Annotated in this window: 9 protein-coding genes; 7 read left to right on the top strand and 2 right to left on the bottom strand. The window is 71.0% G+C overall.

All coding sequences use genetic code 11. The features are described from left to right. Window positions 1-231 precede the first annotated feature (231 nt). The 3 genes from KME80_RS05725 (at window position 232) to KME80_RS05715 (ending at window position 5,549) form a co-directional block, all read left to right on the top strand. The gene (locus KME80_RS05725; protein ID WP_219501004.1) at window positions 232-2,430 is read left to right on the top strand and encodes an alpha-1,4-glucan--maltose-1-phosphate maltosyltransferase; all 2,199 of its coding nucleotides are present in this window, start codon (window positions 232-234) and stop codon (window positions 2,428-2,430) included. A gap of 71 nt (window positions 2,431-2,501) precedes the next feature. After that, window positions 2,502-4,202, top strand: a complete 1,701-nt coding sequence (gene treS / locus KME80_RS05720) for a maltose alpha-D-glucosyltransferase (protein WP_219501002.1) — start codon at window positions 2,502-2,504, stop codon at window positions 4,200-4,202. Between the two features lie 3 nt (window positions 4,203-4,205). After that, window positions 4,206-5,549 (top strand): maltokinase N-terminal cap-like domain-containing protein, encoded by a 1,344-nt coding sequence (locus tag KME80_RS05715; RefSeq protein WP_219501000.1) that lies wholly within the window; start codon window positions 4,206-4,208, stop codon window positions 5,547-5,549. 17 nt (window positions 5,550-5,566) lie between these two features. On the opposite strand, the gene KME80_RS05710 is transcribed toward KME80_RS05715, so the two are convergent. Further along, on the bottom strand, window positions 5,567-7,087 hold the full coding sequence (locus tag KME80_RS05710) for an MFS transporter (RefSeq protein WP_219500993.1): 1,521 nt from the start codon (window positions 7,085-7,087) through the stop codon (window positions 5,567-5,569). Window positions 7,088-7,232: 145 nt separating this feature from the next. Here KME80_RS05710 and glgB point away from each other — a divergent pair, with 145 nt between their 5' ends. The 4 genes from glgB (at window position 7,233) to sppA (ending at window position 14,536) form a co-directional block, all read left to right on the top strand. Further along, on the top strand, window positions 7,233-9,380 hold the full coding sequence (glgB, locus tag KME80_RS05705) for a 1,4-alpha-glucan branching protein GlgB (protein ID WP_219500992.1): 2,148 nt from the start codon (window positions 7,233-7,235) through the stop codon (window positions 9,378-9,380). A gap of 87 nt (window positions 9,381-9,467) precedes the next feature. After that, window positions 9,468-11,423, top strand: a complete 1,956-nt coding sequence (locus tag KME80_RS05700; protein ID WP_219500991.1) for a S8 family peptidase — start codon at window positions 9,468-9,470, stop codon at window positions 11,421-11,423. A gap of 62 nt (window positions 11,424-11,485) precedes the next feature. Beyond that, complete coding sequence (locus KME80_RS05695) at window positions 11,486-12,802, top strand: S8 family peptidase (RefSeq protein WP_246644168.1); 1,317 nt, start codon at window positions 11,486-11,488, stop codon at window positions 12,800-12,802. Window positions 12,803-12,838: 36 nt separating this feature from the next. Then, on the top strand, window positions 12,839-14,536 hold the full coding sequence (gene sppA / locus KME80_RS05690) for a signal peptide peptidase SppA (protein ID WP_219500989.1): 1,698 nt from the start codon (window positions 12,839-12,841) through the stop codon (window positions 14,534-14,536). Window positions 14,537-14,774: 238 nt separating this feature from the next. On the opposite strand, the gene KME80_RS05685 is transcribed toward sppA, so the two are convergent. Next, window positions 14,775-15,254: a flavin reductase family protein gene (locus KME80_RS05685; protein ID WP_308125622.1), complete on the bottom strand. Its 480-nt coding sequence runs from the start codon at window positions 15,252-15,254 to the stop codon at window positions 14,775-14,777. Between the last annotated feature and the right edge of the window lie 4 nt (window positions 15,255-15,258).

Below are 15,258 nucleotides of genomic sequence, written 5' to 3'. Positions count from 1 at the left end.
CCCTATGGGCTAGGAGGGACCTCTGAGTCCTTCACCGGGAGGGAGGAACTTCAAACCCCTTCCAGGAGGAAGCATGAAGAGGGACTATTGGGGCAACTTCTTCCAATGTCAGTTCTCCCGGGGACACTCGGGGGTTCTATCCACTGCTGCCCGCAATTCCCATGCAAGGATCGTTCCTGCCACGGAAAGCCTCCGGCGGTACCGAGTGTGCCGTCGCAACCTTTGAATGCGATGATCGGACGAATTCCCATCACGGACATCTCCCCCGTCGTCGACTGCGGGCAGTGGCCCGCCAAGGCGGTCGCCGGCGAGACCTTCGAGGTCTCGGCGACCGTCTTCAGGGAAGGCCATGACGCCGTGGCCGCCGGGGTGGTGCTCACCTCGCCCGACGGCCGCCGCGAGCGGCTGAGACGGATGCGCGAGCTCGCCCCGGGCACCGACCGGTGGGCGGCCGATGTCTGCCTGCCCGCCGAGGGCGAGTGGCTGTTCCGCGTGGAGGCGTGGAGCGATCCCATCGCCACCTGGCTGCACGACGCGGAGATCAAGATCCCGCGTGGCATGGACACCGACCTGATGTGCGAGGAGGGCGCCCGGCTCTTCGAGCGCGCCGCCAGGGCGGTGCGCCAGGCCGACTGCCCGGGGCCGAACGGGACGGGCCACCCGGCGGTCCAGGCCCGCACGACCGGCACGGCCGCCCCGGGAACCACTGCGGGGACCATTGCAGGAACCACCGCGGGGGCCACCGCCGGGAACGGGGGCGCCAACGGCCGCAACGGGGCCAACGGCGGCAACGGGAGCAACGGGGGCAACGGCGACGGGGCCTGTGGGCACCGGGCCGCGCTGCTCGCGATCGCCTCGACGCTGCGCAACGAGGAGCTGGACCCGCGGGCCCGGCTGTCGATCGCGCAGTTGCCGGAGACGGCCGCGCTGCTGGCCGCCCACCCGCTGCGCGACCTGGTGACCAGGGCGAAGCAGCACCGGATCAGGGTGGACCGGCGCCGGGCGCTGTACGGGTCCTGGTACGAGTTCTTCCCGCGCTCCGAGGGCGCCGTGGTGAGCGACTCCGGCATCACCAAGTCCGGAAATTTCCAGACTGCCGCCAAGCGCCTGCCCGCCATCGCCAAGATGGGCTTCGACGTCGTCTACCTGCCGCCGATCCACCCGATCGGCCACACGTTCCGCAAGGGCCGCAACAACACGCTCAGCCCGGAGCCCGACGAGCCCGGCTCGCCGTGGGCGATCGGCTCGGAGGACGGCGGCCACGACGCGATCCACCCTGATCTGGGCACCATCGGCGATTTCGACGCGTTCGTCGCCAAGGCCCGCGAGCTGGGCATGGAGATCGCGCTCGACTTCGCCCTGCAGTGCTCCCCGGACCACCCGTGGGTCAAGGAGCACCCCGAGTGGTTCACGATCCGGGCGGACGGGACGATCGCCTACGCCGAGAACCCGCCGAAGAAGTACCAGGACATCTACCCGCTGAACTTCGACAAGGACCCCGAGGGCATCTACGCCGAGGTCAAGCGGGTGCTGCGGCACTGGATGGACCACGGCGTGCGGATCTTCCGGGTGGACAACCCGCACACCAAGCCGGTGGCGTTCTGGGAGCGGCTGATGGCCGACGTGCACGCCACGGACCCCGACGTGCTCTTCCTGGCCGAGGCGTTCACCCGGCCGGCGATGCTGCAGACGCTGGCCAAGGTCGGCTTCCACCAGTCCTACACGTACTACACGTGGAAGAACTCCAAGTCCGACGTCGAGTCCTACCTGTCGGAGCTGGCCCACCAGACCTCGCGCTTCCTGCGGCCCAACCTGTTCGTCAACACGCCGGACATCCTGCACGAGTACCTGCAGCACGGCGGGCTGCCGGCGTTCAAGATCCGGGCCGTGCTCGCCGCGCTGGCCTCGCCGACGTGGGGCGTCTATTCGGGGTACGAACTCACGGAAAATGTCCCAGTACGCCCCGGTAGCGAGGAATACCTGGATAGTGAGAAATATCAGTACAGGCCGCGCGACTGGGCCACGGCCGAACGCGAGGGCCGCAGTCTTGCGCCTTTTATCACACAGCTGAATTTGTTCCGAAGAGCCCATCCGGCGCTCCAGGAATTGCGTAATCTACGGTTCCACATGGTCGACCAACCGGACATCATCTGCTTTTCCAAACGACTCCCGGGCGCCTATGACACGGCCACACGAAGGCACGGGCTGGGCGACGTCGTTCTGGCGGTGATCAATCTGGATCCGCACCACACCCATGAGGCCACGGTCGAACTCGACCTGCCCGCGATCGGTCTCGACTGGAACGCCGAGTTCGTCGTCGACGACGACCTGTCGGGCGAGTCGTACCGCTGGCGGCAGCGCAACTACGTGCGCCTCGACCCTCACATCCAGCCAGCCCACATTCTGACCGTACGGGCCTCGCCACGGTAGAACTGAATTCAGCGGGGAGTCTTCAACGTGTGTGAAAGCGCCTCCCTCATGAGCAACCCTGGGGGTCGCTCATGAGCTCCACACCCATTCCCAACTCCTTCGACGAGGAGAAGCCGCGCGATCCGCAATGGTACAAGCGCGCGGTGTTCTATGAGGTGCTGATCAGGGGTTTCGCCGATTCCAACGGCGACGGCACCGGCGACATCAAGGGCCTGATCGGCAAGCTCGACTATCTCCAGTGGCTCGGCGTCGACTGCCTGTGGCTGTTGCCGCTGTACGAGTCGCCGCTGCGCGACGGCGGTTATGACATCGCCGACTTCATGAAGATCCTGCCCGAGTTCGGGGATCTGGGAGACTTCGTGAAACTGGTCGACGAGGCGCACAAACGCGGCATGCGGGTCATCGCGGACCTCGTGATGAACCACACCAGCGACGCCCATCCCTGGTTCCAGGCTTCCCGCCACGACCCGGAGGGCCCGTTCGGCGACTTCTACGTCTGGTCGGACTCCGACAGCGCCTACTCCGACGCCCGCATCATCTTCATCGACACCGAGACCTCCAACTGGACCTACGACCCGGTGCGCGGCCAGTACTACTGGCACCGCTTCTTCCACCACCAGCCGGACCTCAACTACGAGAACCCGGACGTGCAGGACGCGATGCTGGAGGTGCTGCGCTTCTGGCTCGACCTGGGCATCGACGGCTTCCGCCTGGACGCGGTGCCCTACCTGTTCGAGGAGGAGGGCACCAACTGCGAGAACCTGCCGCGCACGCACGAATACCTCAAGCGGGTGCGCGCCGAGGTGGACCGGCTCTACCCGGACCGGGTGCTGCTGGCCGAGGCCAACCAGTGGCCGTCGGACGTGGTCGAGTACTTCGGCGACCCGGTCGGCGGCGGCGACGAGTGCCACATGGCCTTCCACTTCCCGCTGATGCCGCGCATCTTCATGGCCGTGCGCCGCGAGTCCCGCTATCCCATCTCCGAGATCCTGGCCCAGACGCCGAAGATCCCGGAGAACTGCCAGTGGGGGATCTTCCTGCGGAACCATGACGAGCTGACCCTCGAGATGGTGACCGACGAGGAACGCGACTACATGTACGCCGAGTACGCCAAGGACCCGCGCATGCGCGCCAACGTCGGCATCCGCCGCCGCCTGGCGCCGCTGCTGGAGAACGACCGCAACCAGATCGAGCTGTTCACCGCCCTGCTCCTGTCGCTGCCCGGCTCACCCGTCCTCTACTACGGCGACGAGATCGGCATGGGCGACAACATCTGGCTGGGCGACCGCGACGGCGTCCGCACGCCCATGCAGTGGGACCCCGACCGCAACGCGGGCTTCTCCGACTGCGACCCCGGCCGCCTCTACCTGCCGGTCATCATGGACCCGATCTACGGCTACCAGGGGCTCAACGTCGAGGCGCAGCAGAAGAACGCGGGCTCGCTGCTGCACTGGACCCGGCGCATGATCGAGATCCGCAAGCGCCACCCGGTCTTCGGCCTGGGCGAGTTCGCCGAGCTCAACTCCTCCAACCCGAGCGTGCTGGCGTTCGTCCGCGAGCTGGGCGACGACCGCATGCTCTGCGTGAACAACCTGTCCCGCTTCCCGCAGCCGGTGGAGCTGGACCTGCGCAGATTCGTCGGCGTCTCCCCGGTGGAGACGATGGGCGGGGTGCCATTCCCGGCAATTGGCGAACTTCCGTATCTTTTGACGCTTCCTGGGCATGGGTTCTACTGGTTCACCCTCCCGCCGGCCATCACCCAGGAGGAGTAAGACGTGCTGGATGAGCTCCTTGCCGCATGGATCAGCAGACAGCGCTGGTTCGGTGGCAAGGGGCGCCCGATCGACTCCCTGTCGATCGAGTCGGACGTCGTCATCCAGTCCGGCGACCCCAGCCTGCGCCACCTGATCGTCTCCGTGTGGCAGGACGGCTCCCGCGAGCGCTACCAGCTCCTGCTCGGGCTGCGCACCGAGCTGCCCGACACGCTCAACCACGCCCTCATCGGCCCGTACGCGACGGGCGGCGCCGAATGGTCGGCCTACGACGCGGTCCACGACAACGAGCTGACCCACTGGATGCTGGAGTCGATGGCGGGCGGCACGGGCCAGGACGGCGTGCGGTTCCGCCACCTGCCCGGCGTCGAGATCGACACCTCGCCGCGCAGCCTCGTGCTGGGGGCCGAGCAGTCCAACACCTCGCTGGTCTTCGGCGACGCGTACATCTGCAAGCTGTTCCGGCGGCTCATCCCCGGCGTGAACCCCGAGCTGGAGGTCGTCACCGCGCTGGCCGAGCGCGGCGCGCCGCACGTCGCCCAGCCGTACGGGTGGATCGAGACCGACCTGGACGGCACGCCCACTACGCTGGCCATCATGCAGGAGTTCCTGTCGAACTCCACCGACGGCTGGGACCTGGCGCTGACCAGCGTGCGCGACCTGTACAACTCGCTGTCGGGGATGTCGGCCGCCGACGCGGGCGGCGACTTCGCGGCCGAGGCGACCAGGCTCGGCGCGGCCACCGCCGCCGTCCACCGCGAGCTGGCCGCCGCCTTCCCCACCGGCGTGGTCGAGATGCACGAGGTCAAGCGGATGGCCGAGGGCTTCAGGCGCAGGCTCGGCCGGGCGGTCGCCGAGGTGCCCGAGCTGCGCCCGTACGTCGGCGTGCTGGAGGCCGCCTACCACCAGGTCGAGGAGCTGACCACCGAGGTGCCCGTGCAGCGGGTGCACGGCGACTACCACCTCGGCCAGGTGATGCGCACCACCACCGACTGGGTGGTGCTCGACTTCGAGGGCGAGCCCGGCCAGCCGCTGGCCGAGCGCCGCGCCCTGTCCTCGCCGCTGCGCGACGTGGCCGGGATGCTGCGCTCCTTCGACTACGCCGCCCGCCACCTGCTCGCCGGGCACTCCGAGGCCGAGAGGCTGGAGCCCAAGGCCGAGGAGTGGTCCGCCCGCAACCGGTCGGCGTTCCTCGACGGCTACCTCCAGGGCGGCGGCCTCATCACGCCCGGCGACGCCGCCCTGCTGCGGGCCTTCGAGCTGTCGAAGGCCGTCTACGAGGTCGTCTACGAGGCCCGCAACCGCCCCGCCTGGATCTCCATCCCGCTGGCGGCCTTCCGCCACTGACCGGGCCGCGCGGCCGGTCAGTCGTGGGCCGGGGCGGGAGTGTCGGCGCTGAGGGCGGGCACGTGGCGGAGCGCGGTGGCCGCCATGATCGCCGCCGCGAGGACGACGGCGGCTCCCGCGCCCGCCGCGACCGCCAGTCCCGAGCCGAACGCCTCCCTGGCCGCGTCGGCGAGGGCGGCGGCGACGGGACCGGGCTGGCCGGACGCGACGGCGATCGCGCCGCCGAGGGTGTCACCGGCCGCCTCGGCCGCCTCCGGCGACACCCCGTCCGGCACGGTGAGCCGCGCCGTGTAGACGGCCGCCGCGATGCTGCCGAAGATCGCCAGGCCGAGCGCGCCGCCGAACTCCTGGGCCGTCTCCGACAGGGCCGCCGCCGAGCCCGACCGCTCCGGCGGGGCGGAGCCGACGACCATGTCGGTGCCGAGCACGAGCAGCGGCGACGCGCCGAGGAAGAACAGCGTCTGCCCGGTCACCAGCGGCGCGAGACCCGGCTGGGTGAGCAGGAGCAGGCCGCCCGCGCCCAGCACGAGCCCGGCGGCGGCCACGTACCCGGGCCTGATGCGGCGCGCCAGCGGCGGCGCGGCCACGAAGCCCGCGACGACCGCCAGCGTGGACGGCAGCGTCCACAGCCCGGCCTCCAGCGGCGAGAGCCCGAGGACGAGCTGCATGTACTGGCCGGCGAGCAGGCCCAGGCCGGGGCCGACCAGGATGACGAGCATGAGGCTGGCCAGCGAGCCGCTGAAGCGGCGGTCGGCGAACAGCTTGAGGTCCAGCAGCGGCGCGGGGATCGTGCGCTGCCGCCGGATGAAGACCACGGCCAGCGCCAGGCCGGCGGCGAGGGCGAGGATCGCGAGCGGGCCCGGCTCACCGGCGGCCAGCTCCTTGACGCCGTAGGTGGCGGCGAGGGCGGCCACGACCGACAGCACGACGCTCACCAGGTCGAGCCGGCCCGGGTCGGGGGCGCGGTACTCGGGCAGCAGCAGCGGCCCGGCCACGAGCAGCACGGCCATCACCGGCACGCCCAGCAGGAACGCCGACCCCCACCAGAAGTTCTCCAGCAGCGCGCCGCCGACCAGCGGCCCGATCACCATGCCGCCGCTGAACCCGATCATCCAGAAGCTGATCGCGGTGGTCCGCTGGGCCGGGTCGTGGAACATGTTCCGGATCAGCGACAGCGTGGACGGCATCAGCGTGGCCCCGGCGACGCCGAGCAGCGCCCGCGCGGCGATGAGCACCTCGGCGCTCGGCGCGTAGGCGGCCAGCGCGGAGGCCACGGCGAACGCGCCCGCGCCGATCAGCAGCAGCTTCCGGCGGCCGATGCGGTCGCCGATCGTGCCCATCGTGATCAGGAACCCGGCTATGAGGAACCCGTAGATGTCATTGATCCACAACAGTTGCGCGCCGGTCGGGCGCAGGTCCTCGCTCAGGGCCGGGGCGGCCAGGTGGAGCACGCTCACGTCAATGGACAGCAACAGGGTCGGCAGGATGAGGACGCCGAGTCCGATCCACTCCCGCCGGCCGGCACGTTCTATGTTCATGCATGGAACGTTAAGAACTCAATTGCGCTTGAGGTCAAGTTCTCCCGGATAAACCCAAGATTCCGCACTTTCGGTGATTGTCTCGGTGAAAGCGGGCAGTGGCTGGGTTGGACGGTCGTCGTAGGGCAGGGTTGGGAGCATGCCGATGAGGACAGAGCTCGACCGCCTCGCGGGCGGGGCGCACCATGATCCGCACTCGGTGCTGGGCGCGCACCCGGTTCCGGGCGGGGTCACGTTCCGGGCGCTGCGCCCGCTGGCCGAACGGGTCAGGGTGGTGCTGGACGACGGCACGGCCCACGACCTGAAACACCAGGCCCACGGCGTGTTCGAGACCACGGTCCAGGGGCTGGACAAGGTGCCCGCCTACACGCTGAGCGTCCAGTACCCGGGTCACGACCCGCACGAGACGCGCGACCCGTACCGCCACTGGCCGACGCTGGGCGAGGTGGACCTGCACCTGATCGGCGAGGGACGCCACGAGCGGCTGTGGGAGGTGCTCGGCGCGCGCGTGATGGAGCACCAGGACGTACGCGGCACCGCGTTCGCCGTGTGGGCCCCCAACGCGCGCGGTATCCGCGTCGTCGGCGACTTCAACCACTGGGACGGCACCGCCTACCCGATGCGCTCGCTGGGCCGTTCGGGCGTGTGGGAGCTGTTCATCCCCGGCCTGGAAGCGGGCGAACGGTACAAGTACCAGATCCTGGGCGCCGACGGCGTGTGGCGCGACAAGGCCGACCCGATGGCCCGCCGCACCGAGGTGCCGCCGCAGACCGCCTCTGTCGTCGAGGAGTCGCTCTACACCTGGGAGGACGTCGCCTGGATGGCCGCGCGCGGCGACAAGCAGGCGCGCAGCGGCCCGATGAGCATCTACGAGGTCCACCTGGGCTCGTGGCGGCCCGGCCTGTCCTACCTGCAGCTGGCCGACCAGCTCTCCGAGTACGTGGCCGACATGGGCTTCACCCACGTGGAGCTGCTGCCGGTGGCCGAGCACCCGTTCGGCGGCTCCTGGGGCTACCAGGTGACCTCCTACTACGCGCCGACGGCCCGCTTCGGCACGCCCGACGAGTTCCGCAGGTTCGTCGACCGGATGCACCAGCGCGGCATCGGCGTGCTGCTCGACTGGGTGCCCGCGCACTTCCCGATGGACGACTGGGCGCTGGCCCGCTTCGACGGCACGCCGCTGTACGAGCACGCCGACCCGGCCAGGGGCGAGCACCCCGACTGGGGCACGTACGTGTTCGACTTCGGCCGCAGGGAGGTGCGCAACTTCCTCGTGGCCAACGCCCTCTACTGGCTGAAGGAGTTCCACATCGACGGGCTGCGGGTGGACGCCGTGGCCTCGATGCTCTACCTGGACTACTCGCGGCGCGAGGGCGAGTGGACGCCGAACGTCTACGGCGGGCGCGAGAACCTGGACGCCGTCGAGTTCATCAAGGAGATGAACGCGGTCTGCTACCGGGAGGCGCCCGGCATCACGACCGTGGCCGAGGAGTCGACCGCGTGGCCGGGCGTGTCACGGCCGGCGCACCTGGGCGGGCTCGGGTTCGGCTTCAAGTGGAACATGGGCTGGATGCACGACACGCTGGAGTATCTCCGGCACGAGCCGGTCTTCCGGCAGTATCACCACCACCAGATGACGTTCTCCCTGATCTACGCCTATTCGGAGAACTACGTGCTGCCGCTCTCGCACGACGAGGTGGTGCACGGCAAGGGCTCGCTCATGGGCAAGATGCCCGGCGACGAGTGGCAGCGGTTCGCGCAGTTGCGGGCGCTGCTGGCGTTCATGTGGGCGCATCCGGGCAAGCAGCTGCTGTTCATGGGCGGGGAGTTCGGCCAGGGCTCGGAGTGGTCGGAGGAGCGCGGGCTCGACTGGTGGGTGCTGGAGTTCGACGGGCACCAGGGCGTGCAGCGGCTGGTGCGCGACCTCAACCGGCTCTACCGCGACACGCCCGCGCTGTGGGAGCAGGACTCGACGCCCGACGGGTTCCGGTGGATCGACGCCGACGACGCCCCGGGCAACACGTTCTCGTTCCTGCGCTACGCGGCCGACGGGTCCGCGGTGGCGTGCGTGGTCAACTTCAGCGGCGGGCCGCACGAGAGCTACCGGCTGGGCCTGCCGTACGGCGGGGAGTGGACGGAGGCGGTCAACACCGACGCCTACGAGTACTGGGGCAGCGGCGTCGGCAACATGGGCGCGATCGAGGCTGTCGAGGATCCCTGTCATGGGCTGCCCTACTCGACGACGTTGCGGGTGCCGCCGCTGGGAGCTGTCTGGTTGACGAAGCCCGCCTGAAAGTCTGGTGAGAAAGGGGCTCCGGCCCTATATCTGGGGGATAAATCGCCCTAAACTCCGAGATCATCCCCTTCTCGGAGGACGCCGGTGCGATTTCGCCCCCTGATCGTGTGCTCGCTCGTGCTCGCGTTGCTGCCCGCGGCGCCCGCTCTCGCCGCCGATCCGACGGCCGCACCGGTCCCGACCGCCGCCCCCAGCCCCGCTCCGAGCACTGCTCCCAGCACTGCTCCCAGCACTGCTCCGAGCCCCGCTCCGAGCACCCCTGAGGAGAAGGTCGAGGAAGGGTTAGGCGTCGACGGCGGCACCGTGCGGGCCATCGTCGAGCTCACCCAGCCGATCCCCGCCCCGATCTCCGAGATCGGCAACGCCGAGGTGCTGCTGCAGCCCGAACGCCAGCCGTTCGTCGTGGTCGAGGGCACCGCCGAGGAGCTGGCCGCGCTCGCCGAGGACCCCAAGGTCACCTCGATCCGCCGCGACCGCGCCTACCCGCCGTCGCTCGTCTCCAGCCTCCCCCAGATCGGCGCCGACAAGGCGCACGCCGCCGGCTTCACCGGCAGCGGGCAGAACGTCGTCGTCCTGGACACCGGCATCGACCCCGGCCACCAGGCCTTCGCCGGCCGCATCACCGCCGAGGCCTGCTTCTCCGCCGTCGACCAGGGCGTCAAGTCGCTCTGCCCGAACGGCCAGACCAGCCAGACCGGCCCCGGCGCCGCCGACGCCACGACCGCCAACTGCCTGGCGGGCGGCGTGAACCTGTGCGACCACGGCACCCACGTGGCCGGCATCGCCGCCGGCACCGGCGGCGTCGCGCCCCAGGCCGGGATCATCGCCGTCCAGGTCTTCAGCCGCGTCGAGGACATGGACGTGTGCGGCGAGCCCGTCTGCCTGCTGGCCTTCGAGTCGTCGCTGCGGCTGGCCATGGACCACGTGGCGTCGCTGACCGCCCCGATCGCCGCCGTCAACCTCAGCCTGGGCGGCATGCCGTCCGAGACCTCCTGCGACACCAGCGAGGAAGGCCAGGTCCTCAAGCCGAAGATCGACGCGCTGCTGGCCAAGGGCATCGCGACCGTGGTCGCCGCCGGCAACGAGTACTTCGAGGGCGCCTCCTACCCGGCCTGCATCACCTCCGCCGTGGCCGTGGGCGCCAACGACGACGGCGACGCCATCGCCGACTTCTCCAACCGGGGCGCGCTGCTCGACCTGTTCGCGCCCGGCGTGGACATCGAGTCGGCGGTGCCGGGCAACCAGACGACCGTCTACAGCGGCACCTCGATGGCCACCCCGCACGTCGCCGGGGCGCTGGCCCTGATGAAGGCCGCCTCGCCGCAGACGCCCATGCCGGAGCTGATCGACAAGCTCAAGACGACCGGCAGGCCGTACGTCTACCAGGCCAACGGCGTCCAGGTGCGCACGCCGCGCCTGGACCTGGCGGCGGCGCTCGCCGGGGCGGCCCCGCAGCCGGAGATCAGCCAGAACCCGCCGACGCTCCCCGGCAGCCCGGGCGACCCCGACTCGCCGGACCCCGGCCCCGACCCCGGCGCCGATCCCGAGCCGGAGCCGACCGGCAGCGGCCCGACGCCCCAGCCCGACCCGGTGGACCCGGACCCGACGCCGGTCCCGCTGCCGACCGTCACGGTCACGGTGACGATCACCGCCACCCCGAAGGCGCCCGCGACCGTCTGCACGCGCGGCACCTCGGCCAAGCCGATGACCGCCAAGCAGTGGGCCGTGGAGGTCTACCGGGGCACCGGCTCGATCGACGACGCCACCCTGACCTGCTACCTCAAGCTCGCGCACAAGGCCAGCAAGGTCTTCCCCGAGCTGACCAAGGCCTCGTCGCTGGGCAAGGCGTACCGGGTGCTCAAGGCGAACAGGACGGCCAAGCAGCGGCTCGACAGCGCCCTGCTCACCGGCTGGCTCAACTGGGCGCACGGGATGAACAACACCAAGGTCCTCAACTCCTCCGAGAAGGTGCGGCTCTCCGCGAAGTCCACGAGCACCGCGCTCAAGAAGGCGGCCGCGAACGTCCTCAAGACTCGTTAATCACTCGGGAAACCCCGACATCACCCGCCCCAGGTGCGGGCATCTGTCCCGCCGTGAGACGAATGCTCCTGGTGGCTGCGGCCACGACCTCGGCCTTGCTCGCCGCGACGGCCGCCGGGCAGGCCGACACCGGTGACCCGGTGATCAGCCCGGCGCTGATCGCCCAGCTCGACACGCACCAGAAGGTGCGCTCGATCGTCGAGGTCAAACCCGGGCAGAGCGTCACCGCCGTCGCCGGCGACGTCGAGAAGGGCTCCTCCTCCGCCCGGGTGCTGGAGTCCACCGAGTCGCCCACGTTCTTCGTCGCCGAACTCGACGCCGACGCGCTCGCCCTCCTCAGGAAGGACGCCCGGGTCAAGGCCGTGTACGAGGACGCGCTCAGCAAGCCGTTGCTGGCCGAGACCACCAAGGTGATCGGCGCCGACAGGGCCCACGCCGCCGGCTGGACCGGCAAGGGCGCCACCGTCGCCGTCCTCGACACCGGGATCGACCGCGACCACCCGTTCCTGGCCGGCCGGATCGTGGACGAGGCGTGCTTCTCCACCTCCGACGCGGCGAGCCAGGCCGTCTCCCTCTGCCCCAACGGCCAGGCCAACCAGACCGGGCCCGGCGCCGCCGACGCCGAGACCCGCCAGTGCCTGAACGGCGGCGCCAACCGGTGCGACCACGGCACCCACGTCGCCGGCATCGCCGCGGGCAAGCTCGTGACCGGCGCCCCCGCCAACGGCGTCGCCCCCGAAGCGGGCATCCTGCCCATCCAGGTCTTCTCCCGCATCAACAGCGCCGTCGCCTGCGGCACCACCCGGGTGCCGTGCTTCCTGAGCTACACCTCCGACCAGAAACTCGCCCTCGAATACGTCGCCAGGGTCGCCAAGGAACGCAACGTGGCCGCCGTCAACATGAGCCTCGGCGGCGGCGGGCCGCACCGGCGGCACTGCGACGCCGACCCCGGCGCGGGCGCGCTCAAACCGCAGTTCGACCAGCTCATCACCCTCGGCGCGGCCCCCGTGGTCGCCGCCGGCAACGACGGCTGGACCGACGCCGTCGCCTCCCCCGCCTGCGTCTCCACCGCCGTCACCGTCGGCGCCACCGACGACGCCGACCGCATGGCGCCCTTCTCCAACCGGGGCGTGCTGCTCGACCTGCTCGCCCCCGGCGCCGACGTCACCGCCTCCGTGCCCGACGACGCGTACGGGCTGATGAGCGGCACGTCCATGGCCGCACCCCACGTCGCCGGCAGCTTCGCGCTGCTGAAGCAGGCGTACCCGAACCTGACCGCCGCCCAGGCGCTGCAACGGCTCCAGACCACCGGCCTGCGCATCGGCACCACCGCCCGCATCGACGCCGCGGCCGCCACCACCGGCACACCTCAAGTGTGAGCGCACGCCCGGCTCCTGCCGCTTAGGGTGGCTTTCATGGACGCAGGCAAGGCGATCAGCGAAACCGTCGGCAAGCTCCGTCAGCGGCGCACCGCGCCCCTGGTGCTGGAGCTGGACCTCACCGAAGGCGTGATCGAGGGGCCGCCCGCGGACCCCCTCGCCGCCGTGCTGTCCATGCGCAAGCCACGCCTGTCCGACGTGCTCGCCGGGCTCAAGCGCGCCCGGCAGGACTCCCGCGTCAAGGCCCTCATCGTGAAGATCGGCGGCAACCCGCTCGGCCTGGCCACCGTCCAGGAGCTGCGCCAGGCCGTCGTCCGCTTCCGCGCCTCCGGCAAGCTGACCGTGGCCTTCGGCGAGACGTTCGGCGAGTTCGGCAGCGGCACCGTGCCCTACTACCTGGCCAGCGCCTTCGAACGCGTCTACCTCCAGCCCAGCGGCGACGTCGGGCTCACCGGCATCGCCCTGGAACAGCGGTTCGTCAAGGGCGCGCTGACCAAGCTCGGCGTCGGCTACGAGATGGGCCAGCGGCACGAGTACAAGACCGCCGCCAACACCTTCACCCACGACCACATGACCGAGCCGCACCGCGAGTCGGTCGGCCGGATCGTCGAATCCGTCACCGGCCAGCTCACCGCCGGCATCGCCGACGGCCGCCGGCTCGACCCCGCCAAGGTGCGCGAGCTGTTCGACCAGGGCCCGTTCATCGGCGCCGAAGCCCTCCAGGCCGGGCTGGTCGACGGCCTGGCCTACCGCGACGAGGTGTACGACGAGGTCAAGCGCGCCGCCGGCGACGAGGCCCACCTCCTGTACGTCTCCCGTTACGCCAAGGGCGCCGCCGTCCGCAAACTGCCCAACCCGACCGCCGACGGCATCGCGCTCATCCACGGCATGGGCCAGATCCGCACCGGCCGCTCCGGCCGCAGCCCGCTCGGCGGCAGCGGCGCCATGGGCTCCGACACGATCAGCGCCGCGCTGCGCGCCGCCCGGCGCGACGACCACGTCAAGGCCGTCGTGTTCCGCGTCGACAGCCCCGGCGGCTCGTACGTCGCCTCCGACACCGTCTGGCGCGAGGTCGTGCTCACCCGCAAGGTCAAGCCGATCATCGTGTCCATGGGCGACCTCGCCGCGTCCGGCGGCTACTTCGTCTCCATGGCCGCCGACGTCATCGTCGCCCAGCCCGGCACCCTCACCGGCTCCATCGGCGTCTTCGGCGGCAAGCCCGTACTGTCGGAGCTGCTCGAACGCATCGGCGTCACCTCCGAGACGGTCGCCGAAGGCGCCAACGCCGGCATGTTCTCCACCTCGCGCGGCTTCTCCCCCGAGCAGTGGGAACGGGTCAACGCCTGGCTCGACCGCATCTACGACGACTTCGTGGGCAAGGTCGCCGAAGGCCGCTCCCTCACCCGCGAACGGGCCCACGAACTCGCCCGCGGCCGCGTCTGGACCGGCGGCGACGCCCGCGACAACGGCCTCGTCGACGAGCTCGGCGGGCTGGAGGACGCGCTGGCCCTGGCCAGGAAGCGGGCCGGGCTCGCCGACGACGCGCCCGTACGCACCTACCCCCGGCTCAACCCGCTCGAGCGGCTGCGCGGGCCCGACTCCAGCGAGGATCGGGCGGCGGCGCTCACCCGGGTCCGGCTCGACGCCTGGGGGCCGCTGGCGCGGCTGTCGGCGGAGCTGGGGCTGCCCGCCGGGGGGCCGCTGTCCTTGCCGGGCTGGTACGTCATCCGCTGACGGCAAGGGCCTCACCGGTGGCGTGCTGCGCGCGTGGCCGGTTCGGGCCGTGTCTCCAGGGGGAGCCGAGCTCCCCCTGACCCCCCTGGCAAGGGGCCTCCGGCCCCCTGCACCCCCGAGCGTGAGGCGGTTTCCGCAGGCCCGGCAGTGCGCCGCCCGTCAGAGCGGGTTCCGCAGCCGTGACCAAGGAGCGGCAAGGCATCCGGCGTCGAACCCACGGGCAACCGGACCTGGAAGATCAGCCCAGGGGCCGGTATCGCCCTCGCAGCCGGACCAGTGGGTGCAGGGACGGGGTGACGTACGAGACGGCGAGGACCTGGGCGATGAAGAGCGTGTGGTCACCCGCCGGCACCACCTGGACGGTCTCGGCCTCCAGGGCGGCGACGCCGTCCTCCAGCACCAGGGCGTCCGAGTGGGGTCCGCGGTGGTGGGGCGCGCCGGCGACGAGGTGGCGGGCGCTGGGCCGGCCGGGGGCGGCGAAGCGGCTGGCCATGGCGGCCTGGCCGGAGGAGAGCAGGGAGCACGCCCAGCGGTCCTGGCGGCACAGCACCTCGCTGAGGTAGCCGCCGCTGGACAGGCTGATCAGGACGAGCGGCGGCGCCAGGGAGACCGACAGCAGCGCCGAGATCGTCACGCCCAGGTCGTCGCGGCCGTCGCGGACGGTGACGACCGCGACGCCGCCGGCGAGCTGGGCCATGGCCTCGGTGAACTCGCTCACGGCG

Origin of the sequence: Nonomuraea ceibae (assembly GCF_019396325.1) — a bacterium.
In the GTDB taxonomy this organism is placed as follows: Bacteria; Actinomycetota; Actinomycetes; order Streptosporangiales; family Streptosporangiaceae; genus Nonomuraea; species Nonomuraea ceibae.
This window is presented reverse-complemented; position numbering and strand designations above follow the sequence as displayed.

Coding starts and splice junctions, on each gene's coding strand:
- KME80_RS05725 (WP_219501004.1), top strand. CDS start 232: ATGATCGGACGAATTCCCATCACGGACATCTCCCCCGTCGTCGACTGC.
- treS (WP_219501002.1), top strand. CDS start 2,502: ATGAGCTCCACACCCATTCCCAACTCCTTCGACGAGGAGAAGCCGCGC.
- KME80_RS05710 (WP_219500993.1), bottom strand. CDS start 7,087: ATGAACATAGAACGTGCCGGCCGGCGGGAGTGGATCGGACTCGGCGTC.
- glgB (WP_219500992.1), top strand. CDS start 7,233: ATGAGGACAGAGCTCGACCGCCTCGCGGGCGGGGCGCACCATGATCCG.
- KME80_RS05695 (WP_246644168.1), top strand. CDS start 11,486: ATGCTCCTGGTGGCTGCGGCCACGACCTCGGCCTTGCTCGCCGCGACG.
- sppA (WP_219500989.1), top strand. CDS start 12,839: ATGGACGCAGGCAAGGCGATCAGCGAAACCGTCGGCAAGCTCCGTCAG.